Source organism: Mucilaginibacter gossypii (assembly GCF_900100945.1).
Classification (GTDB): domain Bacteria; phylum Bacteroidota; class Bacteroidia; order Sphingobacteriales; family Sphingobacteriaceae; genus Mucilaginibacter; species Mucilaginibacter gossypii.
Genome location: NZ_FNCG01000002.1, coordinates 272318 through 297639 on the forward strand (window position 1 = coordinate 272318; position 25322 = coordinate 297639).

At 42.0% G+C, this 25322-nt stretch carries 25 protein-coding genes; 15 read left to right on the forward strand and 10 right to left on the reverse strand.

Translation table 11 applies throughout. The features are described from left to right. Positions 1-200 precede the first annotated feature (200 nt). From BLS28_RS04560 to BLS28_RS04580, 5 genes are read right to left on the reverse strand one after another with little or no spacing between them, the layout of a single operon-like run. Entirely contained in the window at positions 201-602 is a 402-nt protein-coding gene (locus BLS28_RS04560) for an ExbD/TolR family protein (RefSeq protein WP_090523411.1), read from the reverse strand. Continuing rightward, the gene (locus BLS28_RS04565; protein WP_091163111.1) at positions 599-1312 is read right to left on the reverse strand and encodes a MotA/TolQ/ExbB proton channel family protein; all 714 of its coding nucleotides are present in this window, start codon (positions 1310-1312) and stop codon (positions 599-601) included. The genes BLS28_RS04560 and BLS28_RS04565 overlap by 4 nt, the downstream gene beginning before the upstream one ends. Next, complete coding sequence (locus BLS28_RS04570; protein ID WP_091163112.1) at positions 1309-2376, reverse strand: HU domain-containing protein; 1068 nt, start codon at positions 2374-2376, stop codon at positions 1309-1311. Before BLS28_RS04570 ends, BLS28_RS04565 begins: the two co-directional genes overlap by 4 nt. 40 nt (positions 2377-2416) lie before the next feature. Further along, a complete protein-coding gene (locus tag BLS28_RS04575) occupies positions 2417-4288 on the reverse strand; it encodes a porin family protein (protein ID WP_091163113.1) in 1872 nt (623 codons plus the stop codon). 28 nt (positions 4289-4316) lie between these two features. Next, positions 4317-7409 carry a tetratricopeptide repeat protein gene (locus tag BLS28_RS04580; protein ID WP_091163511.1) on the reverse strand — a complete coding sequence of 1031 codons (3093 nt, stop codon included), beginning with the start codon at positions 7407-7409 and terminating at the stop codon, positions 4317-4319. A gap of 271 nt (positions 7410-7680) precedes the next feature. On the opposite strand from BLS28_RS04580, the gene BLS28_RS04585 reads away from it, so the two are divergent. The 5 genes from BLS28_RS04585 (at position 7681) to BLS28_RS04605 (ending at position 12923) form a co-directional block, all read left to right on the forward strand. Beyond that, on the forward strand, positions 7681-8778 hold the full coding sequence (locus tag BLS28_RS04585; RefSeq protein ID WP_143020690.1) for a DUF922 domain-containing protein: 1098 nt from the start codon (positions 7681-7683) through the stop codon (positions 8776-8778). Between the two features lie 187 nt (positions 8779-8965). After that, positions 8966-10000, forward strand: coding sequence for a LacI family DNA-binding transcriptional regulator (locus tag BLS28_RS04590; RefSeq protein ID WP_091163115.1), 1035 nt, complete (start codon positions 8966-8968; stop codon positions 9998-10000). A 108-nt stretch (positions 10001-10108) separates the two neighbouring features. After that, complete coding sequence (locus tag BLS28_RS04595) at positions 10109-11158, forward strand: glycoside hydrolase family 43 protein (RefSeq protein ID WP_091163116.1); 1050 nt, start codon at positions 10109-10111, stop codon at positions 11156-11158. Between the two features lie 258 nt (positions 11159-11416). Then, the gene (locus BLS28_RS04600) at positions 11417-12274 is read left to right on the forward strand and encodes an SDR family oxidoreductase (RefSeq protein ID WP_091163117.1); all 858 of its coding nucleotides are present in this window, start codon (positions 11417-11419) and stop codon (positions 12272-12274) included. A gap of 67 nt (positions 12275-12341) precedes the next feature. Continuing rightward, entirely contained in the window at positions 12342-12923 is a 582-nt protein-coding gene (locus BLS28_RS04605; RefSeq protein ID WP_091163118.1) for a Crp/Fnr family transcriptional regulator, read from the forward strand. On the opposite strand, the gene BLS28_RS04610 is transcribed toward BLS28_RS04605, so the two are convergent. After that, positions 12920-13510 (reverse strand): HD domain-containing protein, encoded by a 591-nt coding sequence (locus BLS28_RS04610; RefSeq protein WP_091163119.1) that lies wholly within the window; start codon positions 13508-13510, stop codon positions 12920-12922. The two genes, BLS28_RS04605 and BLS28_RS04610, sit on opposite strands and share 4 nt — an antisense overlap. A gap of 167 nt (positions 13511-13677) precedes the next feature. Between BLS28_RS04610 and BLS28_RS04615 the strand changes: the two genes are divergently transcribed. Continuing rightward, positions 13678-14118, forward strand: coding sequence for a hypothetical protein (locus BLS28_RS04615; RefSeq protein ID WP_091163120.1), 441 nt, complete (start codon positions 13678-13680; stop codon positions 14116-14118). A gap of 23 nt (positions 14119-14141) precedes the next feature. On the opposite strand, the gene BLS28_RS04620 is transcribed toward BLS28_RS04615, so the two are convergent. Genes BLS28_RS04620 through BLS28_RS04630 form a run of 3 tightly spaced genes read right to left on the reverse strand, consistent with a single transcriptional unit; the run spans position 14142 to position 16909 of the window. Then, positions 14142-15689: an FAD-dependent monooxygenase gene (locus BLS28_RS04620; RefSeq protein ID WP_091163121.1), complete on the reverse strand. Its 1548-nt coding sequence runs from the start codon at positions 15687-15689 to the stop codon at positions 14142-14144. 58 nt (positions 15690-15747) lie between these two features. Continuing rightward, complete coding sequence (locus tag BLS28_RS04625; RefSeq protein ID WP_091163122.1) at positions 15748-15987, reverse strand: hexameric tyrosine-coordinated heme protein; 240 nt, start codon at positions 15985-15987, stop codon at positions 15748-15750. Between the two features lie 52 nt (positions 15988-16039). Further along, positions 16040-16909 carry an AraC family transcriptional regulator gene (locus BLS28_RS04630; protein ID WP_091163123.1) on the reverse strand — a complete coding sequence of 290 codons (870 nt, stop codon included), beginning with the start codon at positions 16907-16909 and terminating at the stop codon, positions 16040-16042. Positions 16910-17466: 557 nt separating this feature from the next. Between BLS28_RS04630 and BLS28_RS04640 the strand changes: the two genes are divergently transcribed. From BLS28_RS04640 to hmpA, 9 genes are all read left to right on the forward strand, one after another. Continuing rightward, positions 17467-18432: a sensor histidine kinase gene (locus BLS28_RS04640; protein WP_176844370.1), complete on the forward strand. Its 966-nt coding sequence runs from the start codon at positions 17467-17469 to the stop codon at positions 18430-18432. Positions 18433-18595: 163 nt separating this feature from the next. Next, positions 18596-19003 carry a hypothetical protein gene (locus tag BLS28_RS04645; protein ID WP_143020691.1) on the forward strand — a complete coding sequence of 136 codons (408 nt, stop codon included), beginning with the start codon at positions 18596-18598 and terminating at the stop codon, positions 19001-19003. An 11-nt stretch (positions 19004-19014) separates the two neighbouring features. Continuing rightward, positions 19015-19347: a hypothetical protein gene (locus tag BLS28_RS04650; protein WP_143020692.1), complete on the forward strand. Its 333-nt coding sequence runs from the start codon at positions 19015-19017 to the stop codon at positions 19345-19347. 22 nt (positions 19348-19369) lie between these two features. Continuing rightward, positions 19370-20488, forward strand: a complete 1119-nt coding sequence (locus tag BLS28_RS04655; protein ID WP_091163128.1) for a PAS domain-containing sensor histidine kinase — start codon at positions 19370-19372, stop codon at positions 20486-20488. An 86-nt stretch (positions 20489-20574) separates the two neighbouring features. Continuing rightward, positions 20575-21012: an RrF2 family transcriptional regulator gene (locus tag BLS28_RS04660; protein WP_091163129.1), complete on the forward strand. Its 438-nt coding sequence runs from the start codon at positions 20575-20577 to the stop codon at positions 21010-21012. A gap of 369 nt (positions 21013-21381) precedes the next feature. Continuing rightward, positions 21382-21768, forward strand: a complete 387-nt coding sequence (locus BLS28_RS04665; protein WP_091163130.1) for a group III truncated hemoglobin — start codon at positions 21382-21384, stop codon at positions 21766-21768. Between the two features lie 31 nt (positions 21769-21799). After that, positions 21800-22093 (forward strand): cupin domain-containing protein, encoded by a 294-nt coding sequence (locus BLS28_RS04670; protein ID WP_091163131.1) that lies wholly within the window; start codon positions 21800-21802, stop codon positions 22091-22093. Position 22094: 1 nt separating this feature from the next. Next, positions 22095-22391: a cupin domain-containing protein gene (locus tag BLS28_RS04675; protein ID WP_091163132.1), complete on the forward strand. Its 297-nt coding sequence runs from the start codon at positions 22095-22097 to the stop codon at positions 22389-22391. A gap of 38 nt (positions 22392-22429) precedes the next feature. Then, entirely contained in the window at positions 22430-23644 is a 1215-nt protein-coding gene (hmpA, locus tag BLS28_RS04680; protein ID WP_256337342.1) for an NO-inducible flavohemoprotein, read from the forward strand. Between the two features lie 206 nt (positions 23645-23850). On the opposite strand, the gene BLS28_RS04685 is transcribed toward hmpA, so the two are convergent. After that, positions 23851-25191, reverse strand: a complete 1341-nt coding sequence (locus BLS28_RS04685; protein ID WP_091163133.1) for a polysaccharide deacetylase family protein — start codon at positions 25189-25191, stop codon at positions 23851-23853. Between the last annotated feature and the right edge of the window lie 131 nt (positions 25192-25322).

Consider the following 25322-nt stretch of genomic DNA (forward strand, 5'->3'; position numbering starts at 1 on the left):
GTTAGCAGTATTTTCTTAGTTGCAGTGACAGTAGCGAGTAGCACTTTTTTATTCTTATCAGTAATCTGTTAAAACTGCTGCTAAAAACTGCAACTGCTACTTAAAGAACAACTGCTACTAAAAAGAGTGGCAGTTTGTTTAAAAGATTACGGTAACTTACTGCAATAATCTACTATAAACTTTAAGCTCAACTGCCACGGTTATCCCTTAGGTTCTGTCGCCAAAACCAGTTTAATGTTCAACTTTTGTGCTACGTCCATTACCTGTACCACATCCTGTATGGCTACAGTTTTATCAACATATAAAACTATGGTAAGTTCGGTAGCCAGGGTTTTGTAACCCGCCAGTGTAGTTTGCAGGGCATCCACCGGGATCTCCTTTTTATCCACGTAGTATTTCAGGTCTTTGGTTACGGAAACAGTTATGGTTTTTTTAGATACCGACTGCCCTGTTGATGACTTAGGAAGCACCAACTTAATAACGTTAGGGTTGGTAACTGTTGATGCTATAAGGAAAAACAGCAGCAGAAAAAACATAATATCGTTCATTGCCGACGTATGTACTTCTGCCGATGCGCCCCTGTGTCGTTTTCTTAAATTCATTTGCTCGGCTCCTCTAACAGGTCAATAAATTCAATAGCATCGGTTTCCAGCTTTAGGATCACCTTATCAACCATCATATTTAAAACGTGGTAGCACACATAAGCTACGATACCTACAAACAAACCTGCGGCTGATGTTACCATTTTTACGTATAAACCGCCAGAGATTACACCCATGCTGATGTTATCGGTTTTTGAGATATCATAAAAAATCTTGATTACACCGGCAATAGTACCAAGGAAACCAAACATCGGTGCTATACCGGCTACGATACCTAAAATACCAATGTTTTTTTCCAGTTTTGATACCTCAAGCTTACCAACGTTTTCAATGGCGCCTTCAATATCTTTTATAGGGCGACCAATGCGCAATAAGCCTTTTTGCAGCATGCGCCCGAGCGGCGTGTTATTGTTACGGCAAATAGCAATGGCCGATTCCAAATTGCCCGAGTGGATACTTGAACGTACCTGTACCATCAGGTTTGATTCATCACGAGATGCTTTACGGATAGTAAAGTAACGTTCAAAAAATATTACCAGCCCCAGTACAGCTAAAATACCTATCGGGATCATTACCCAGCCACCCTTGATCAGCAGGTCGCCAAAGCGAAGTTCTTCAGTTGGCAGTGCTGCGGTTGTTACGGCGTGGTTTGCGGTATCTGCCAGGTGTTTGGCGGTATCTGTAATTTGCTGAATTAATAATAAAGTCATTTCGTGGAATCAGTAATTTGTTTTGAGTATGTGTCTTTAGTTATTTTTCCTTGTGATATGAGTTTTTTTCTCACGGCTTCTGCTTCCTCGGATGAGGAAAACCCTCCAATTATGATCTTGATCCGCGGACCGGTTCCGGGGCCTTTCAGCAGGCGGGCATCAATCCCCCTGCTTTTATAATCTTTAACCGCCTCATTGCTTTTGGTTATCGTTTTAAACGATCCTAAAAATATCGCAAACTCCGGTTGTGCTACGGTATCTGTTTTAGCTGCCGGATTATTTAACGCTTCAACAGGTTTAGAAATTGCCTTTGCCGTATCAGCAACAGTTGGAGTGGAATCCTTTTGGATCCTATCCGGCTTAATTATGGGAGCAGCTTTGGGCTTTTCAACCTTTGGTTGTTCTTTAGGGCTGTCATTGTTAAGATGTAATAGTGCGGGGTTATATTTATATACGCCAAAAGCTGCTGCGGCAAGTATAACCACTGCAATTGCTATTATAACCCAAATGCTGATACCCCGCTTAACTTCGGGTTCATCATCAATATACTCAGGCTGCTCAACAAGGGTTGCGTTTGCAGGCGGCGGTGTATAGGTTTGCTGTAGAGATATAGCCGTAGGCAAAGGCGGCGGCGGTGGCGGCGGGGGCACGTAGTTAACCTTGTTAATGGTTACCGGAGTAAGGCCAAAAAACAAAGGATCGCTGCCCGATGCCTGTTCCTGCGGTCTGAAAGCAATTTTGCCTTCCTGCATATAAAACCAGCCTAATTGGGCAAAAGGTACTTCATGCAGCACCAGCTCCTGCTTAAGGCTGTTGATGTATTTTTCGGTGAAATATTTGGATGATGCCAGCGAGATTTTTTTCTTTTCGGCGATATGGCGTGTCAGGATCTCATCGTCTTTAGCCTCCTGATCAAAATGCAGCTTATGACCGGGCGGATAAAAAGTTGCCTGTACATCATCATAATAGCCATTTACGCGCAGGCGCGAAAAGCAGCCCAAGCCAGGTACACTTATTTCGGTGTACCGGCCGAGTAGTTCGCTTAAATAATTGGCTATATCCATCCGGTAAAAATACGGTTAATTTTAAAACATCAAACAGGGCTTAAAACGAGTACCCTACCCCGCCAAAGATATTAAATCCGTAGTTAGGGTAGTATAACCAATTTTGATACGAACTGCTCAGGATATTATTAGCCTGCGCAAATACCGAAAACTTGCTGTTTATCCTGTATTCTACGCTGCCGCTCAGGTCGCCAAAGCCCTTAATAGGCTGTTTAATCTGGTTGTAAACCGGGCTTCCCGGGGTAGATGTTGGTGCCAATACCAATAACCTGTCGGTTGTTGAGCCGCGGATAAGTAATGAGCCTGTAACAGTCAATTTGCTGTCGATATGTATAGCTGTACCAGCAGTTAATAAAAATTTGGGCAAATTCCATGGCTCACTTTCTTTAGCCATTTGATAGTCTTTTATTTCAACGCGACCGAAAATGTTAAAATCGTCTGTTGCTTTAAAATCCAGCTCGCCGTTAAAACCGTTTACGCGTGTTTTGCCATCATCATAAATAACAGCGAATTTGTTGCCCTCGGCGTTGAAGTTACTCACCATTAAAGGCATGTTTTTAATGCTGTTGCGGTACACGGCAGCTTTGAAGCTTAAGCCCGGAGCAAGCGTACCTTTTAAACCAGCACTGATATCCAGCTGATCAACCGAGTTTTTGATGTTGATGTTTTGGCCAAGGAATGGATTGATCATGGCAAAATCGTGCAGTGAAGAGCGGTTAACATCACCTTTGGCTTCCACAAACAGCCGTACATATTTAGGTACCACCTGTACCTCAAGCTTTGCTGCCGGGAAAATGTAAAACTTGCCAAAGTCGCCAAACTCTTTCACAATGTTAACTCCCGCGTCTATCTTGTAGTTAGTACCCTGAAATTTGATGTAGGGGTTAACCCTTGCAATGTTATTACCAAGACTGTATAGACTGTCTTTTTGACTGGCCAGGTCTAACGAAGCGCTTAAGCCTGCATAAAACTGCTTAACAGTTTGATTTAGAAAGCCTGAAATAACTACATTGTTTTCACGTGCCTGGTAAGCATTGCTAAATGCGTATCCTTTTAACTTTACAGCATAGGTAAAGTCGTTTTCAACGTCTTTGTAATTCTTTGCCAGTTCAACCTCGCCGCTTATGGTATTGAAGTGCTGTTTTGTCGGCACAAAATTGTTGTCGGGAGCATCCTGGTTGTAACCGTAAAAATAGGTACCTAAACGATTGTAATTGATGCGGCCTGAGACATTGTTATCGCCAATGATACTTTTACCGAAAACACCAACGTCATCGCGGCTTTGGGTTTGTTTTTGCAGTGAGCCAGATTGCGACAAATGTTTTATGAAACCGCCAAATTGTAAAGCCTCATCCCGACCGTTGGCAAAATAGCCTTCGCCATAAATGGTTTTCAGGTTGCCAAAACCAACTTTAGCAAAGTTGTTGGTTAAAACAGAATCCTGTTCTGCCGGCCTTTTCATTGGGTCAAGCTGCCTGATCTCGGAGTTTTGCTCCTGGCGTTTATCAAGCGGGGCATAGGTTAAAGGTGCTTTAAAGGGCACTTTATCTTCCAAATCAGGGTTACGACGGATCTTTACCGCATCGGCCAGCACCGGTTTGTAGGCAGTGGTCACTACAATTTCTTCTGATAAGCTACCGCCATTGGCAGCGTTATTGGGATTATTGCCGCCTCCCTTTTTAGTAGTATCCTGCGCTGTTTTTGCAGCAGCATCGCCCAAGCTTTTGCTGTCTGTAGCTTTTTTAGCTATAGGTTTTGGCGCGGCCTTTTTAGGTGCCGGTTTAACGACAGTTTTTTTTGTCGCAGTTTTTACTGTTGTTTTTTTGGTAGATTTCTTTGTTTGTGCCTGGGCAGGAACAAAGTATAATGCTATTATTAAGGTAAGCAGCGTATATGTGTATCTTGAGTTCATTGCTTGTCTTTTTTTATATTACTCTTTGTTACTGTTTGTTAGTTGTATCGGGCTGGGCAGTTTCTTTGGTGCCTGCGGCAGGGGCTTTGGTTTTGCGGCCGCTCAGTTTATCCAGCTTTTCTTTAGCAGTAGGTAATATGTCGTCATCGGCTTTATAGTTATCAATGATACTTTGCAGGGTTGCTTTTGCCTGGAAGGTATCTTTTAAGCCCACATAGGTGTCAGATAACAAAATGTATGTTTTGGCTACCCAGTAATCGTAGTTTGGCATTTCCTTGGCCAGGTCAAAACACATTTTTTGCGCTGTTTTATAACGGCCTTTTTCATACTCAATAAGGGCAAGGTTGTAACGGGCTTCGGCAGCAGCAACGGTTTTGGTGTTGGTTGCAGTATAGGTGAACTGCTTAACAGCAATGGCGGTATCGCCGGTTGCGAGGTAAGCTTTACCTTCGTAAAGACCGGTTTTAAATTTATCTTCCTGCGATGTTTTATCATTGGTTTTAACAAGCTCTGCGTATTTAATAGCATCGTCGGTCATTAACATTTCCGAGTAGCAGTACATCAGGTTGGTGATGGCAAAAGTATAGTCGGCCTTATATTCGGAGTTGGTTTCCAGGCGTTTCAGGAACACTACAGCTTCGTTATATTTCTTTTGCTGCATGTATAATTTAGCCATGCTGATCAATGCTTTTTCGCTGTAGGCGCTGGTCCAGTCATTAAGGATCACATTGTAGTCAACAACGGCTTCGTCTGTGCGGCCCAATGCAGCTAAACCTTGCGCGCGGATAAAGCGTGCCTGTTTTTCGTAGATCTGTTTGCCTGGGAACTTATCGAAATAAGCGTTTACCGCGCTTACAGTACCCTGCCAGTCGCCTTTAAGATAAAGGTTGTTGGCTGCGGTTATCATTATGCTTTCCTGGTCAGACGTGGTATAGTTACCAATAGGGGTGGTACCAGCATAATTGATGAATGTTTGGGCATCGCCTTTATCGGTATAGATCTTTTCAATCTGTTTTAAAGATTGTTTTGCCTCATCTGTTGACGAGTAATCCTGTACTACTTTTTTAAATGATTCAACAGCAAGGTCATCATTGCCTGCGTTATAATCTATCAAACCAATGGTAACCAGCGCACGCGGTACATAACTGCTGCGCGGATATTTCTGGATCATGGCATTCAGATCGGTTTTAGCTTTATCTCCGTCTGTTTTCAGGAAATAGGTGTAGGCAATCTCAAAAGATGCATCATCGGCATAATCTGAGTTAGGGAACTTGTTCAGCACATCATTAAGGGTACTGATCTTAGTATCTAACGAGCCTTGTAACCCCTGGATCATACCACGCTGAAATAAGGCGTAATCTTCGCCCTGGTTGTGCATGGCTATAATGCGGTTGTAGTAGTTCATGGCATTGCCGTAGCTTTTCATTACAAAGTAGCTATCGGCCAGGCGGGTGATGGCATCATTTTGGGTATTAACGTCTTTAACATCACCCTGTAAAAACTTCTCAAAGTAGTTGGCTGCTTTTTTATACTGCTCATCGCCAAAAGCTGCATAAGCTAAAGCATAGTTGGCGTAGTTAGAAACATCAGTTTCCTTAGCTTCAGGCATGCTCAGGAATTTCTCAAAATTCTCTACCGATTCGCCGTATTTACGAACCTCGAACATGGCCTCGGCCATCCAGTAAGTAGTTAAGGCTTCAGTTTTGCTATCAACCGGATCTTTTAATGAACGAAGGAAAATACCGATGGCATTTTCAAAAGCACGCTCATTATAAAACTCCAGACCGCGGTAGTAAGTAACTTTTTGATAGGCTAAACGTGCACTCTGGCTTTTATTAGGGATGGGCTCCAGGATCTCAACAGCTTCTTTATAGCTGCGTGAGTTTAGTAATTCTTCACCCAATAATACCTTAACCTCGTCAATACGTTTTGAACGTGGGTATGTAGCCAGGTATAACCTTGTGGCACCTAAAGCTTGCAGGTTAAAATCGAGCTCGTATGATAGTTTGGCATACTCATAAAGGGCATCTTCCTGCAATTGCTTATCATAATCAAGCTTGGAAGCGTTGAGGAACGCATTACGTGCGCTCTGTTTGTTGTTCATTTTCAGGAACACATCGCCAAGGGTATAGTTACCGCTTTGACTGTAAACATCGTGTTGTTCAACCAGTTTTTCCAGTTCGCTGGCAGCTTTGGCATAGTTGCCTACTTTATAATAGGTATAACCCATCTGGTAGCTGTCCTGCGTGTTTTGCGTACGGCCCTGATCCCGGTCTTCAAAACGGCCATAATACTTCACCGCGTTGTCATAATCAGCCTTGGCAAAGTACGATGCGGCGATGATACGCAGCATTTCAGTTTCGTTTTGCTGATGTGTGCTGTTTACAATAGGAACGGCGTAGTTGAGCACATCGTCATAACGCTTATCTAAAAAGTAAACTGCCGAGATATAGTAAGGATAGCTGTTTTCGTATTTCTTTGAGTTTTTAAGCTTTTCAAAGTTTACCAGGGCAAGATGATAATCCTTGTTCAGGTAAGCGATGTAGGCAAAATAATAAGTAGCATCTTCGGTAAACTCGGTGCGTTTGTTTTTAACCTCGCCAAAAAGCAATTGGGCATTTTTGTAGTCTTTTAGCTCAAAATAGGCATAACCCTTGCGAAATTTATACTCGGTATTGTCATGGCCGTTAAGCTCGCCTGCCTCAACCTTGTTAAACCAGCGGATAGCGTCTTCATATTTACCTTGTTTAAAATACGATTTACCAATCTGGAAAAAAGCCTGTTTGGTAAGCGGATTTTCAGGGTGTTCTTTTATAAAACGGAGAAACATGCTTTCGGCATCATCATTACCCAGGTTAAGGGCGCAGAATGCTTCATAATACTGGCAGTTTTCTTTAGTGAGCGATAGCTCGGTTTCAAACTGTGGCTGGGTGCTTGTTTTAATTTTGTAAGCCTCAACCAGGCGAAATTGTTCGGCCGCCGAAGCAAATTTTCCTTTGTCCATCAAATCAATAGCCGCATGATAAGTGCGGTAAATTTGAGTGGAAGGATTTTGCTGGGCTCGTGCTGTTGTAACTAAAAATACGGGAATGAGCAGGGTGATGTATCTTGTTTTGATCATAAAGCGCATACTAACGATAGTGCGAAAATAGCTAAACCAAAAAGAGGCTTTTCACATTAGAAATTAACAATTGTGGATAACACTTCTTTTAACGAAGGTAATACTTAAGATAATATCCATGTGGAAAACTTTAAAATTGTTGAGTACTGCCGTGGTACCGGCTATGGATAATCAAAAGTAATAATTACACGTTAAACAGTGCAATTTATTTGTATTTTGAGCATTATAATACCCTGGGGGCGGCGTGCCCCATCCATTATTTTTACCAATTATGAATAGCGTTCTTAACAGAGGGGGATTGTGGTTGCCGGTTATTTTGTACATGTTGGTGTTTTGTCCGTTAAATTCAAAAGCACAAAAAACAAATGCCGAAATTGTTTTAACAAACAGGCAGTTAAATGATAAACCGAACGAATTTTATATCGCAAATGTTACTGATGAACGGCCCGACCGGAGTGCCGTCGCCTGGTTATTATCGGCCACAGGTAATTTGCCGGCAGTAAAACATGAAGTTGATCTACAGGGAGGCACAGCAACAGCTGTTAAACAATTTGCTGATAATGCTATCCCTGTTAATAAGATGTTACGCCCGGTGGTCATCCGCATTAAGAAGTTAAAGCTTACCGAAACGGCAATGGCCGATGGCAGGATAGAGGGCCAGCTTGACATACAATTGTGGTTTGAATTGAAAAAAGCTGAGGACAATGTGCATTTGATTGATTACCCGGCAGCTACAACATACTATCGCGGCGCGGGGCAACAGTACGATACCGGGGCGCTGATAAGCCGGGCCCTTGAAGCAGGACTGGTGTATTTTAACAGATGGATGAATCGTGAAGCGGGCACTAACATCAAACTGGCTAAGGGAGTAAAGTTAATTTTTACCGATTATTCGGAACAGCCGGAAGGCGATACCATCTACTACTCGGCTAAACGGCCTTTAACCTGGAATGACTTTCAGGATAAAGCCCGGGGCGAAAAGTATGTTGCCGAGGTGCAGCCAAGTTTCGGTTACACAGAACAGGTAGAAGTAGTGAAGTCGGTAGTGGTAGTGAAGATAAGCATGCGCGTGTTTTTGCCTAAAAGTGCCGCCTGGGTGAAACCGGAAGGACGTACAGACTATGCTCTAAATCATGAGCAGCGGCATTTTGATATTGTAGCAGTAATAGCCCGGCATTTTAAGAGGGCCCTTATGACCATGAAACTCCCGGTTGATAACTATGATGGCTATATTAACGTACAATACCTTGACTCGTACCGTGAAATGAATCAGCTACAAGATCAGTATGATAACGAAACCAGTCACGGTACAAACCAATACTACCAACGGGAATGGAATATGAAGATAGATGGATTTTTAAGAGATTAAAGCAGGAGACTCAACACGCCCGAGCCCGGGGGATAAATAGCACATATATGAATTTAAATTCGTGGATGTCAGCATAATGTTACATGGCATAACACATCCTTATGCTGTTCAGGACTTATTTTTCTTATGTTTACTCTCCTTTATATAATTGGATTGTTAATTTTAGGATCATAAGCAAGGGGGCGAAATGAATTTTGGCGGAGTTACCATAAAGGATATTGCTAAAGAGTTAGGGATCTCACCGTCAGCGGTTTCCAAGGCGCTTAAAGACAGTCATGAAATTGGCGAAAAAACTAAGGCGCTTGTACTGGAGTGTGCTAAAAGGCTTAACTATCAGCCCAATCTTAACGCTCAAAGCCTTAAACGGGGCAACAGCAAATCTATCGGCATTGTGGTTTCAACTATTGAGAACCAGTTTTTTTCGCAGGTGATCAATGGCATCGAATCAGTAGCACACAGTAAGGGATATAATGTGTTTATTACACAAACCCATGAATCGTATGAGCTTGAAATGCAAAATGTACGTCACCTGACTTTTCGCTCCATTGATGGTTTGCTGATCTCCCTCTCAACCGAAACCCAAAATATTGATCACCTGAAAAACCTGCATGAAAAAGGTTTGCCTATTGTTTTCTTTGATAGGGTAAGCGATGAAATTGATACGCATAAAGTAGTGGCCGATAATTTTGCCGGGGCATATAAAGCCACAACACAATTGCTTGAGGCAGGATACCGTAAAATAGCTCATATTACCAGTTCGGTAAACGTGTCCATTACCGCCGAACGCTTGAGGGGATACAAGGATGCACTTGAACAACATGGTATAATACCTGATGAAAAACTGATCAAGTACTGCCCGCATGGTGGTAAAGACCTTGCCGAGATCGAAAACGCGCTAAGTGAATTGTTTTCTGAAAGTAAACCCGATGCTATCTTTACAGCCTCCGACAGGATCACGACTACTACCTTGTCCCTTCTTCATAAATTAGGCTTCCGGATCCCTGCTGATATTGCTTTGCTCGGCTTCACCAATACCCAACTGGCCGAAGTTTTAAACCCACCGCTAAGTGCTGTTTATCAGCCCGGTTTTGAAATGGGAAAAAAGGCAACCGAAATGCTGATCAGCATTATCGAGAGCAAGCGGCCTGTTACAGAGTTTGAAACTACCGTATTGCCTACCCGGGTTTTTATCCGCAGTTCCTCTCAACCGGTAAAAGCTTAATATTAAACACCTGATTGGTAATAAATGTATGCTTAACATTTGTTGTTTTTGTGAAAACTTTTACAGATTTTTAGCGCATTATAAACCACGCTAAAACCTTTCAGCCCTATGAAAAAAATGTTCACTGCCTGTTTGCTGCTGCTTTTATTTTACAGCGCGGCAATTGCACAAAATACCGGCGATAAAACTTTTACCAACCCGTTGTTGCCATCTGGCGCCGATCCCTGGGTGATCTGTAAAGATGGGTTTTACTATTATACCAATTCAACAGGGGGCAATATTGTTATCTGGAAAACAAAAGATATTACCAAGTTGAGTACTGCACCTAAGAAAGCTGTTTGGGCGCCGCCGCCTGGTACAGCTTATTCCAAAGACCTATGGGCGCCCGAACTCCATTTTATAAATGGCAAATGGTATGTATATTTTGCCGCGGATAATGGCGATAACAATAACCATCGCATATATGTACTGGAAAATAGCTCGGCCGATCCAATGGAAGGTACCTGGGAGTTTAAAGGAAAAATAGCAGATAGCACCGATAAATGGGCTATTGACGCTTCGGTATTTGAAAATAACGGTGGTTGGTATATGATCTGGTCGGGCTGGGAAGGAGACCATAACGGGCAGCAGAATATTTACATCGCTAAAATGAAAGACGCTATGACCATCGGCAGCGAACGCGTGAAAATATCGAGCCCGGCTTATCAATGGGAAACCAATGGCGATCTGCATGATGCCGGTAACCCGGCACATGTAAGCGTAAATGAAGGACCGGAAATTTTGAAGCATAAAGATAAGTTATTCCTGATCTATTCGGCCAGCGGCTGCTGGACTGACTTTTATGCATTGGGCATGCTTACCGCTTCTAAAAATAGTGATCTGTTGAACCCTGCCTCATGGATCAAAACAGAGGAGCCGGTATTTAAGCAATCGCCGGAAAACAGCGTTTACGCGCCCGGTCATAACTCATTCTTTAAATCGCCAGATGGAAGGGAAGACTGGATCCTGTACCATGCCAACTCAAACCCTAACGAAGGCTGCGGTAATAAACGTTCGCCGCGTGCGCAAAAATTTACCTGGAATAAAGATGGTTCGCCAAATTTTGGTATGCCAATGAAAGATGGACAGCCTTTGGTTGTACCTTCGGGAACGAAATAGCATTCTGGAATAACCGACGTCGTGATTTCGATAGAGCAGAAGGCTCGGAATGTGTGCCGGAGCGAAGGAGAACTTATACAAGCTGTCTGTATAGTTTGTAGCAGGGCGTATAAGATTTCGACGAGGGACGAGGAGAAATGTCATTGATTTAAATCTCTGCTCCATCTTCTTGACAAATGTCAATTTCCTTCTTATCAAATGTCAATGTACAGGTTATAGTGTCGCGGTAAATTTGTATCAACAAAAGAACGATACAAAATGTCAAAAACAATTTTTATAACCGGAACAAGCACAGGATTTGGTAAATTAACCACTATAACCCTTGCAAATGCAGGCCATACCGTAATAGCAGGTATGCGCGGAATAAATGGCAAAAATGAAACTGTAGCCAAAGAGCTTTCAGCCTTGCCAAATGTTGAAGTAGTTGAGGTAGATATTACTGATGATAATTCAGTTAAAGCTGCTTTTGAATATACATTAACCAAATACGGCCATATTGATGTGTTGGTGAACAATGCCGCAGTTTCAGGCTTTGGCGTACTGGAGGCTTACTCGCTCGATCAGATCAGGCAGATGTTTGAAGTGAATTTTTATGGAACCCTGCGCACCATCTTTGCGGTTTTGCCGGGGATGCGTAAAGCTAAAAATGGCCTTATCATCAACATTACATCGGGTGCAAGTGGTCATACCCTGCCATTCATGATTCCTTATCTTGCATCAAAATTTGGGGTAGAAAGTATTACCGAAGGTTTAAAGGATGAGCTTGCACAGTTCAACATCGAGAGCGTTAGTATCCAGCCGGGCGTATATCCAACCGAAATGAATAATGGCAGCAAAACAGGTATCCATGCCGATAAACCGGAAGTTATAGCCGAGTACGGCGAGGCCTCAGCACAGCAATTTAACGCTATGGGCACCGCGCTTTTCAGCAAAATGGCCGAGTTTAACATGGACCCGCAAACTATTGCCGATGGTATATTGAGACTGGTTGAAATGGAAAAGGGCACAAGGCCTCTACGCTATCCGCTTGATGCAGTAGCGCAGGGTACCGACCAGGAATTTATTGATGCCCGCGCCGCTATCAAAACAAAATGGTTAAGCAAATACACCGCATAACCTAATTATAAAAATATGACCCGAACAAAAGCAAATATCCCCGGATAAAGGAGATATTTGCTTTTATATGTTTGAGCAATTTAAAGAGTACATTGGCCAGAAAGCAACACTCACCGAAGCTGACTATGCTAAAATTGAAGCAGTTTGTATTTTTAAAAAACTCCGTAAAAAGCAGTATTTATTGCAGGAAGGCGATGTTTGGAAGTATAACGCTTTTATAACCAAAGGCTTGGTTCGATTTTACAGCGTTGATGAAAATGGCCGCGAAAACATAGTAAGCTTTGCCAAAGAAAACTGGTGGACCGGCGACCGTGCCAGCCTGCTTACCGGCGAGCCTTCTAAAAATAATATTGATGCTATTGAGGATACAGAACTGATACTGATTACCAAAACAAACTTCGACAGGCTTTGCCATGATATACCGGCTTTTAACGATATGGTTAATGCCATCCTTAACAAAAGTTTCATTACCAGTCAAAACCGCATTCACTCGGCTATTGCTTTTACTGCCGAGCAAAAATACCTTGATTTTGTGCAGAAATATCCCGATCTGTCGCTAAGGGTGCCACAGGCGATGATTGCATCTTACTTAGGCATTACACCCGAAACCTTAAGCCGTGTACGAAAAGAAACTGTAAAGAAACATTAACCCTGAAACTTCATCAGTTCAATGTTTTTCTTTTTCATGGCTTGCAATACCGTTTTACCGTATTCCGTAAAATATTGGTGCCGTTGTAACAGGCTTAAATTGAGGGCATGCCATTCTTCGTCGCTATACTGCTTATCCAAATGTACTTCCCATTCCTGTTTTAAATCATGGGCAAAATCCAGGTAGTTTACAGATGCCAGGTGGTGCATATCGGCATCGCAAATAATTTGCTGGATAAGGTTTTGGGGCGATTGCGGTAATTTGGTGGCTTCAATACAATCCCATACCTGTTGTATAAAATCATTATTATAGTGGTGCTGCATTAAAAAAGTACCGGCAATGATCATGCTTGTGTCTTCATGGCCGTTATAATGATAGAGGTAGCCTGTATCATGAAACCAGGCAGCTATTGTTAAAATAGTTAGTTCCTGCTTTTTTAATTTGCAGTGTGCTGCAATTTCTGTTGCTGCGTTAACAACGCCCAATGTATGTTTAAGGTTATGAAAGTACATGGTTGATGGTAGGTTTTCTTCCATCAGCGACTTGACATAGGCAGCAGCTCTTTTTACTATACTTATTGCAGGCATAAGATAGTTGCGATACTACCCTCACATTCTGTAGGAATTCTGGATAAATATTAACCGGCCAAACTCTCAACAAAAAGATGACACTTTTATCTTATTTGTGTAAACATGGATTTTGCGTTTTTAAGCGGGATTTTAAACCTGTATTTTAGATGCATAAATGTTGATAGATGAAAAATACACTTCAAATAGCACAACTTTACTTGCGCTTTGCTTTAGCTATTGGTTTTTTGTTGCCCGTGGCAGATCGCTTGGGTTTCATGGGGCCGGCAGGGCAAAATTCAGTAAGCTGGGGTAGTTGGGATAATTTTGTGGTTTATACCAATACGTTGATGCCATATTTGAGCCGGTGGATGGCAGGTGTCATGGGTTTTTTAGCAACAGTGGCCGAGGTTTCAATAGCCATCATGTTTATTGTAGGTTTTAAGATTCGTACGGCAGCTTATGCAAGTTTTGCTCTTACGCTTACTTTTGCCCTTTGCATGACCATATTTTCAGGAATCAAGGCTCCTTTTAATTATTCGGTTTGGGCCGATAGCGCGGGTAGTTTATTACTGGCAAGTATAGCTACTTATCGCTGGAGCATTGATTTTATATATGATGAAGCTTAGTGCATGTTAAGGCTTTTTAGTATTCATTTACCTTTGAAGGTATCAAAATAACCGCTTATCAAACCTGGGCTTATTTCATCGCTAAGCAGGCCTATATAATTGTCGGGCCGTATTAGCAGGTATAAACCCGATTGTACCCCTAATTTTTGCCAGCTTTCATTAAGGGGTAAATTAACTACTTTGATGTAATTTATTAAGTGAACAGGAATTAGGCTGTCGTACCCAATGCTGCCAATACATAACAGGTGAAATTTGGGTTCCATGAGCAAATGATAGATGCTTTGTAGTTTGCCGTCGATAGCGGTCATAACGTAGGGGCACCTGTCGCCGGCACTAAATTTTAGCTTCTGTTTAATAAACTGCAGGGAAAGCCGGCTTTTTCTGTACGAATACCAAATTTGGGACAAGATCCTGAAAATCCGTTTTGAGATCCATTGGGTTGACAGTACGAGGCGTAAAATATTGGGCATAACGTAGGTGCGTAACTGATATAAGAACCAGTTACAGCTTGTCATGAAAGCAAATATTTTATCGGTAAATTTCATGAGCCATTGGGCAAAAGGGTACCGTTCGTCATGATATGTATTAATAAGTTTATCGTCAGCAACACCTTGCAGCACCAGGGCCAGTTTCCAGGCCAGGTTATGTGCATCCTGCAAGCCGGTATTCATGCCCTGTCCACCTGCGGGACTATGAATATGTGCGGCATCGCCCAATAAAAAACATCGGTTTATCCTGAACCTGTTAACACAGCGGTGATGTAGTTTATAAACTGAAAACCAGTTTAATTTTTCTACGTTCAGCGGCAGCTTAATATTGGCCGTGATCACATCTTTAAGATCATCAAAACTAACATTTTCTTTGCCTTCAAAACCTTTGGGCAGGGTACCTAAAATGCGGTAATTACCATTGCCATACATTGGGAAAAAGGCGCAGAAATTAACACGCGACAGTGATGCGATGAGCTTGTTTGCGGGTTGCAGCCAGCTAAGCTTTACATCGGCAACAAAAAATTTATTTTGGTAGGTGCCTCCTTCAAAATTTAATTCCAGTTGCTGCCTTACCAGGCTCGATGAACCATCGCAAGCCAGCAAGTAGGAGGCTTTAATACTTATTTTGCTGAACGGATCACTTTTATCGTAAAGGCTGGCCACTACGTGATCATCATGCTGTTCAAAACTAACCAAACTGGTTCGCCACAAAACGTCACGGCCTGTAGCTTTCAATTGCTCGTAAAGCAGTTCCTCGTTTTTAAACTGTTCAAATGCCTGCAGGTTGGGGAAATCGGTGAGTCCGTTACCTGCGTTGGTTGTTTCGAGTGTTGCTTTTTCCCGGCCATTCATATAAATGGCGAATTTTCCAATCACCTGTCCCTGTTGCAAAACAGTATCAGCCAAGCCCATTTGCTGATAAATTTCCATGCTGCGGGCTGTAACCAACATAGCCCGCGACTCATGAGTAGGTGCGGGCTTGGTATCGATAATAATAAACTCAACGTTAAAGCGGGCCAGCTGGCAGGCGGCCATTAAACCGGTTGGCCCGGCACCGATAATAATTACTTGTGTATGCACGATGTATTACCGGGCTTAAAAATATGAAATTAATTGGCAAAGCGCAGGCATTATTGCACTATCGCCAGTAATTATTAGCTGCAGCTATGGTGGCAAATTCGGTTGCAACTGTTTGTCCTACGGCAATGAGCATCGCTGGGTCTTCGGCGTAAACACCTCTTAGCTTACCACGAATTTCGGCGTCGGGCTGGGTTACCTTGATGATGAGCCGGGCCATTTTAATTGCAAGTTCACGGCCTTCCTGTGGTGTTGCTGTAATTAGTGAGTCGCCTGGGATTAGTTGTACTGTTTCTGACATGGTGATAAATTTAATTAGTTATAAAGCTGATTAATAGGTTTTTGATGCGTTGTTAAAAAACAGGTTGTAATATTGTGCCCTTTTTCTTAAAATCAGAAAAGCTTATACCGGTAGTGTTTTTAAAAAATTTACTGAAATGGGCCAGGTCACAAAAGCCCAGATCGTATGCAATTTTTTTCATGCAGCTATCAGGGTGTATGGCCTGCCGTTTTGCCTCGGCGGCAACCCTTTGTCTGATGTGATGACCGGCCGGCTGGCCTGTTAGCTTTTTGACCACCTCGTTGAGGTAATTGGGGGTTACCGCTAACCTGCTGGCATAATCGGCAACCATTTTATTCTCCCTGAAGTTTTTATCAAGCAAGGTCATGAAGTTTTGCAGGATGGCAGTATTTCGCGATTGCTTTGGCGCTTGCTCCGAGTCCAGCTGGCGTGAAAGATAAATTAGGAAAATCTTGAAATAACGCTTCAATATCTCGGATCGGTAAAGGTTATGCCTACTGTATTCTTTAAGCATTATTTCGCTGATATCAATCATATCTTTGGCCAGTTCACTGCTTATGGTGATGATCTGCGTTTGGTTAAACATTTGATAAATGGGGCTGTATACAGGCTCCCTGCCGTAATCTTCTATATCTAAAAACGAATCGGTAAATGAGATGACATACCCTTGCAAACTGCTGCTAAATTTAAGATTATGCAGCCGGCCGGGTTTGATCAATAGTAATTGATTGGGGGTAACAGCTTCTTTTTGCAAATTGAGCCTGTAGTAACCGTTACCGGCTGTTATCCAAATCAGCATAAAATAATCGTTAGGAAGGTCAATGCCGTTTTCTTTGATCCACTCAATGGCATGGATCTTAAAAGGAAAGCAGCAGGATGCTTTGTCAAAGTGTAGCGGAGCAAAATCGTTAGCTTGTTTCATGGTTACTTAGTTTAAAGCTTGTAATACATGTACCGCAACTCTAATTTCGTGCCGTTGTGTTTACTTTATTGATATTCAGTTATTTGTTGTTTTTATAAGCGCTGCTTCTTAACGAAATATCATTATATTCCTGATGGGAAAGCGAAATATCGTCCGTATATATCCTTAACCGCCTAAGCCGTGTTCTATCACCGGCAAAAGCGGGCGCGCCGATATACTCAAGCTAAATCTATTGAAAAAACATTTATTAGTCGGGAGAAGGGATGCCGATATTTTTGTTCTGCTTCAGTCATCCTACATTCACGAATAAAAGAGCTTGAAACTGGTAAGTTTGATGCTTAGTATTTGATTATTAATCATATAGATTAATATTTGCTTTTATTGCAAGGTGGTAATACAATACATAATTTATACATCAAAATCCATATTTAATACATTGATAAGGTTTGGGCATCATATTATTTTTATAAGTTGAATTTGAGGACATGCCTATTTGTGTATAGGCATGCATTGTGAACAGGATTTTTGGTTTAGGCCGGTAATAAAAATAATACCAAGTGAATATCAATATAAGCTTATCCCGGTTTTATTGCAAGCTGACGTTAACAGGCTTTTTGCTTTTGATATCCACAAACTCGCCGGCGCAGCGTTACGATCATATCTCCCAGGGTGTTTTGTGGGCAAAAAGTAGTTCGTTTTTTATGAGGTGGGATCTTATAATTGTCGGCATTGTTGCGTTGCTTTTCGTTTTGGGGGGTGCTTGTGTTGGTTATTGGCAAAAGCAAATAAACGGTAAACGGTTGCAGCTAAAGGAGAAAGAAATCAGCGAGCAAAATCAAATGCTGCAGCATTTAACCGCGGATAAAAATCGTCTGCTTGATGAAAAGGACTGGTTATTGAAAGAGGTGCATCACCGGGTAAAAAATAACCTGCAAATAGTGATGAGCCTGCTTAATACCCAATCGGCATTTTTAAAAAATAACGCAGCGCTTGCCGCCATCCGTGAAAGCCAGAACCGCGTACAGGCTATAGCGCTCATCCATCAAAAATTATATAGCAGTTCAAACGTAGCCTTTATTGATATTGCTGTTTACATCAGCGAACTGGTTAATTATCTTGCCGATTGTTACGACGCTCATGAACGGGGAATCAGGTTTGAACAGCAAATTGAACGTGTTAAAATAGATGTTGCCCAGGCCGTACCTGTTGGCCTTATGCTCAATGAAGCTATTACCAATGCTATTAAGTATGCTTTTCCACACAAGCGTGGTTATATAAACATCTCGCTTGGTACACTTGATGATAATAATATCATGTTGAGCATTGCCGATAATGGTATTGGCCTGCCACAGGGTTTTGATATTAAAGAAGCGTCGTCATTGGGTATGGAAATGATGAAGGCCCTGAGCAAGCAGCTTGGCGGGAATTTTAAAATGGAAAATAGCGAAGGCGTGGCAATAACCCTGGTTTTCCGTGCCGAAAAGAATTTCGGGAATATCGAAAATGAATACTATCCTATATAGTATTAACGTCTCATTTGTATTGGGCCATATGTAATTTGTACTACTGAAACCATAATTAGTACATTGATTTCGGGTATCTCCGGCCCGAACTTTACATTGTTAAATAACAGTTAATAATTAAGCATTAATTAATTGTGCGATAAACGTGTAAAGCCCTCATGCTATGAAAAAGTTTGTTTGTTTGGCAGTTGCCTTCTTTACAAGTGTGTTGATGTTTATAGCAGCAGGTTTATTTATTAAGCTTAGCACAAGTTTGATGGAACCCCTGGTGCCTGCCAGGTTTTTCATAATCGTGCTTTATAGTATATGTTCATTGAAATTTGCTTTGCTGGTTATTATGCTTATGCCGGACAAACCTGTGCTTAAGCAAATGAGCATCGGTTTTATATCGGCCGATATGTTTTTAGTGCTACCGGGCAACGTCACCTGTATTGCAATAAGCGTGCCTGTGCCGCTTATTGCAATACAGGCATTACTCCTGCTTTTTTACATGGCTTTGCAAGGTCGTTTGTGGCTTTATAAGGTCAATGAAAATACTATTGAAAATGAATTGATGGCATCACCTATTTAATGAATGACAATATGCATCACTATGATGAACAATTGATTAATCTCATTATTGATCTGCAGGAGCGGGGCTTTAATCACGATTTTGTAATTGAGAAAGAATATATCAGGTGCTTACAATACAACGAGCTGATTTCGCCCGATGATTTTGATATCCTGGAAACCTATCACTGCAAATCATCGGGAAAGAATAATGATTGCAGTTTGGTGTATGCCATTCGGTTAATTAACCATGACATGAAGGGCATATTAATGAGCGATTACGGGGTGTACATTAAAGGGATGTCATTAAGCTTATGGTCAAAATTTAATAATGTAATCAGGTTAAATCTATCAGTAATAAAATAAAATTTAAGAAAAACATATCCAAATGAACAGGGAAATCAGAAATATGGAAAGCCGGACGGGGCTAATGCCTGAACACCCCATAGGAGCAGCATACATAGGCAATTGGAAAATCCAGCTCCGGTCAAATAAGGTATCCTTTTGCCCGCGAATGCGCAAGATGCTTGAGCTATCAAAGGGATATGATGAAAATATCGAAGAACTTTTTGGGCTTGTTAAACCCGGGCAGTTGAGCGGACTTATCCATGAGTTTAAGGTTGCCTCCTTTAATGGAACCAAATTTGAAAAGCAGGTGCAAATTGTAACCCCATCCGGTACCGAAAAATGGATCCGGCTTACAGGTGTTTTATACTCACGCCGGTGGGGTACTGCCGAGCAAATGATTGGTACCATTGAAGATGTTACCCAGAAAGTTAACGAGGACTGCCTGAGCATGGCTATTTTAAATCATGAACTGCGTGCGCCGTTAACTATTATAAAGCTCAATACCCAGTTTTTAATTAACCATCTTGCACTCAGTATCAATAAACAACCAGTGAGGTTGCTGAACATGGTTGATCAGCATATTAACGGGATGACCAAGTTGATTGATGAATATTTATCACCATCAACCGGCGAGGACAGATCAGCACAGCTCAATTATAGCCTGTTTGATATTAACGACCTGGTTGATACAGTGCTTGGTGAAATGAGGATTCTTTATCCCGGGCACCGCTTTTGTAAATATCCCACTGCCGATAGCATTTTGGTTAGGGGAGATAAATACAAGATTATCCAGGTGCTGATCAATTATTTAACCAACGCTGCCAAATTTTCGCCGCCATGCTCACACATTAACATTAATATAGACTGTAACGAAAATGATGTTGAAGTATCGGTGCATGATGAGGGGGTAGGGATTAATGAGGAAAGCAGCCAGGCGCTGTTCCAGAAGTTTTACCAGTGCAATCAAAAATCGATGAGGCAAAAAAACAGCAAAGGCCTGGGTTTGTATATTGTGAAAAGCATTATCCAAAAACATGGCGGTACAGTGAAGGCCGAAAACGGAAAGGATGGAGGTGCTGTATTTTCTTTTAGCTTGCCGCTTAACCAGCAAAATAAATTTAACAGCACCAGCCAGGAAGCAATAAAACTAATGGCATAAACTGTCAGGTTTAAGTAAACGAAACAATAAAAGATATTTATATCTTTTATTGTTGATTTAAATAATTACTTTTGCTTTATAAAGCAATGGGAATATTTTCAAAAACATGTGAGTATGCGGTAAGGGCGGTATTTTTTATAGCCCAGCGCACCGCCGACGGTAGTAGGGTTGGCATAAAGGAAATAGCCGTAAACATTGATTCGCCCGAGCATTTCCTGGCTAAAATACTTCAGGATTTAAGCAGAAGAGGTATCATTCAATCCGTAAAAGGCCCCAACGGCGGTTTTTATCTTGATGCACAAAGCCTGGCCCGCCCGCTATCAGATGTAATAGAAGCAGTTGACGGCGGAGGCATATTCAGGGATTGTGGTTTAGGATTGAAAGAGTGTTCATCAAAAAATCCATGTCCCTTACACCATGATTTTTTAGATGTAAGGAACCGTTTACAAAACATGCTTGAATCTATCACCATAAGCCAGTTCAATGAAGATTTGAACCTGGGAATTGTAGTACTAAAAAAATAAATCGCCCGCCCGAAAGACTTAAGGCGCGGTCAAAGCATCAAATTTAGTAAATTAAATAAAATCTGGTGTTGAAATAACTAACTAAAGGATAAAAAGGTATTAATATATTATATAAAAACCAAATTAATACCTCAAAGAAATCCGATGAGCTTTGAGGTGATATGAAAAGTAGGAAGACTTACGAAATTTCAAAAACTTCATAAGTCTGGGCTCTGCAACTTGTCGCGAATAGCCGGTTGAAATACACTAAATGGTCTTTTTACGCGCTATTCTTAGACCGGTTTACACTGGCAAGGTGGTTAGGCTCAATGGAATAATAATTGTGATGGTTACTGCTAAATAGCGTGTATTTCAACAAATAAACAACTAATGAACGATATAGAAGACCTAACATCAATTAAGATACTGGTTGATGAATTTTACACCAGGGTGCGTCTCGATGAACTATTGGGCCCCATTTTTGCCGAAGTTATAAAAAACGACTGGCAGCCGCACCTTGATAAAATGTACGCCTTCTGGAATGCCGCTTTGTTTGGTGTTCCGGGGTTTAAAGGTAATCCTTTTGCGAGGCATGCGCCGCTACCTATCGGTAATGCTCATTTTGATCGCTGGCTGGATCTGTTTAAAGAAACTGTTGATGCTCATTTTGCCGGTCCTATGGCCGATGATGCCAAGAACAGGGCGGGCTTAATGGCGGTAATGTTCATGAGTAAGCTGGCCAATATGAAGGGTGGATCAGGAAGAGTTATTATGTAGCCGATATTTCCAGATATAAAAATCAAATGTTATGAAACAACTTGAAGTAAACGAACACTTCCAGGTGGTTAAGGTTGAGCTTACCGCAGGTGCAAATATGAAAAGGCACATAGCTACTTCAGATGCCTGCCTGATTGTAGAGGAGGGGAACGCCCTGCTCATCTACGCTGGCGAAACCTATGAACTTGGCAAAGGCGAAACTTTTCTGATCCCTGCCAACGAGCAGCATATGCTTAAAATAATCAATGATTTTAAGGCCTGGATTGTATTGGCTAATGGCGCGAAGATCAAATACCTTGAAGCTGATAACATTTACATTAATTGATATGATTATAGAACAAGTGCGGGGGCAAATGCCCTTGGCTACAGGGCCGATAGTTAAAATACTAAAACAAGGCAGTCACTATAAAGTGATAGCAATCGGCCTTAAAAAAGGAACGGTTTTAAAGGAGCATAAAACCGCTGTACCCGCCACGCTGATAGTAACCGAAGGAAGCGTGTTGTATAAAGAACATGAACGCTCGGTTGAGTTGAAGCGCGATACTGATTTCGAAATACCAATAAATGTGCTGCACAGTCTGCTGGCCCTTGAGGATAGTATTTGCCTTTTGATACAGGGTTAAACAGGCACAGCAATTAATTATAAATATATACTGTTAAAATGATGATTACTAAAGAACAAAAAGAGCTGGTTAAAGCCACAGTGCCTGTATTGAAAGAGCATGGAGTATTATTAACAACTCATTTTTACAACCGGATGTTTACTCATAACCCCGAACTTAAAAATGTGTTTAACATGGGCAATCAGCAAAACAGCAAACAACAAACCGCTCTTGCCATGGCTGTACTGGCTTATGCCGAGCATATAGAAAATCCGGGCGTGTTAATGCCCGTGCTTGATGGCATTGGTCAAAAACATACAAGTCTTGATATTAGGCCCGAGCATTATGCTATTGTTGGCGGTCACCTGATTGCCTCAATCAGCGAAGTATTGGGCGATGCCGCTACACCCGAGCTGCTCGAAGCATGGACTGTTGCTTACAATCAGCTGGCGGCTATTATGACTGGCCATGAACAAAACCTTTACAGTAAACAAGTGGCTAAAAAAGGTGGCTGGACAGGCTGGAGACCATTTGTGGTAAAACAGAAAGTAAAAGAATCGGCAGAGATCATTTCCTTTTACCTTTATCCCGCGAACGGTGGAGCGGTACCGGATTTTACGCCCGGTCAGTTTTTAAGCGTGCGTTTGTTTTTGCCCGAGCTTAACCTGTTACAACCCCGTCAGTACAGTATTTCAAGTGCGCCTAATGGTGAGTATTACCGGATTTCGGTTAAACGCGAAGCTGGAACTGAATTGCTTGCCGATGGCATGATCAGCAACCGCCTGCATAATTTTGTTAATGAAGGTGATATCATCGAGGTATCTGCACCGGCAGGTGGCTTTGTACTAAATGGTGATGGTGACCACCCAATAGTTTTCATTAGCGGCGGCGTTGGCCAAACCCCATTAATGAGCATGATGGAAAGCCTGATTAAAAGCGGCAGTAAACGACCAAAAACCTGGGTCCACGGTTGCCGCGACAAAAATGTACATGCCTTTAAAGAAGTTATTGAACATTGGGAAGGTAAAAACGAAGAGGTTAAAAAGCACATTTTTTATAACCAGATTGAAGAAGGGGTGACTGATGATTTATATGAAGGCTGGGTTGACCTGAGCCAACTGGGTGATGAGATATTTGAGCCTAATACAGAATATTACATTTGCGGTCCGGCTGGCTTTATTGAACTGCATTACCGCGAGCTCGTTAAAAAAGGGATCGATAAACAGCTGATCCATTTTGAGGAGTTTGGCCCGCAAACTTTGCAGCTGAATTAAGCAGCGTTTTAAAATGTAGAGACGCATCACATGCGTCTCCCGCATGCAAATTCTTGAAGTTAATGATTACGAAGCGGCTTGTCATATGTGAGACGCATGTGATGCGTCTCTACCAGTAAACAAACTCTAAAAGTAATAGTTATTCGTGCTGAAATAAGCTGTCTTTCACATTGGCTATTTCAGCACGAAATAACCATCCAACATTATTATCCTTTCTTCAGCGTTACTACCGCTTCATTTGGTTGAGCCTGGTATAACACGTAAGTGCCCTGGTCATCTTTAGCTGTACTAATCTTTTTGCTTTTTTTGCCCTGGATAACTGTTGTGCTTGTCCAATTGGGTGATACATAGGTTTTGAGCGTCACCGGCAAATAATACAATTTACCATCGAGGTTATGGCTCACCTTAACCTGAATACTGTTGCCATTTACCGAAGCCACAGCTTTACCGTGCTCTCGCTCGCGCATGTAGCGGGTTACGTCGCCAAAGGTGGCTACCCAAAGTTTATCGTTTTTGCTTTTGATGTATTGGAAATATTCATCGAGCAGAGTGCTTGGCAAGGCTTCGTAACCCATGCCGTCAATCCCATGGAAAACAAGTACCAGCCAGGTATTGGTATGATTAAGCGTAGTATCAACCCAAAGCTTCATCATAGGTAGCGGTGTTTTTGTAGTTGCGCCGCGCTGCCATTGAATATAATCTTTATCTGTTGAGCCGGGTGTTTGTTTGCTGGCGCGATCAATTTCCTTTAACCATGGTTCGGGCATGCGATTACGCAGTGCCGGGTAAATTTTAAGCGCGTAGCTCATCACCCGGTCGTTTTCAAAACCGTACGGGCACTCGGCCGAAAAGGTATGTTTAGGGCCAAGCTGGGCCAGGATATCGGCCTTACTTTTTTCCAGTTCCCAAAGCAGGTTTGGCTCATCAAGTCCGGGCATACTGGGGTGGGTGATAGAATGACTGGCAAACTCGTAACCTTTAGCCGCATCTTTTCTGAAATCATCCCAGGTTGAACCTATGGATTGTTTAAACTCATCGTTAGGTTCATAACCTGGTTTCAACTCGCCATTGCGGACCTTGGCATAGATGTCATCCAGCACTTTAAAAGCTTTTTCCTTTTTACCGCTATCGTACAAACTTCCGGCCTGCGTATGCGAAGCGATGGTACCCATATAACCCAAATACCCTGTGGCCGAGCATCGCTCAAAAAAGTTCTGATCGTTGGTTGGTACGATTGCCGATTCTTTGATGATCTCTTTTACCGGGCGACCAATAAATCTCCCATGGTATTTGGATCCGGGAATGGAACCTGTAATGATGAAAAATGTGGCCGGCATTTTTAGGCGTTCCATCACAGGGAGGGCTTTTCTGAACTGGTTCATGGAGCCGTCATCATAAGTAAGGGAAACAGCTCCGGTTTTGCCGTATTGCCATTTAGTTATTTCGGTTGTACCCGCTTTGGTTTGGGCATTGCTTTGCAAGCTTTGCAGGCCGATAAATGCAGTGAGCAGCAGGGTTTTAATTGGTTTATGATTGGTGGTTAGCATAACTAAAATTAACTTTTTAAATTAATTTACAAAGTAATATTGCTGTTTCAATTGGCAGTATATGAGGTCTGAAAACTATTTATGGAAAAAGGTTTGTCATTGCATCTTAAGGGTAGAGTGATTGATCAACC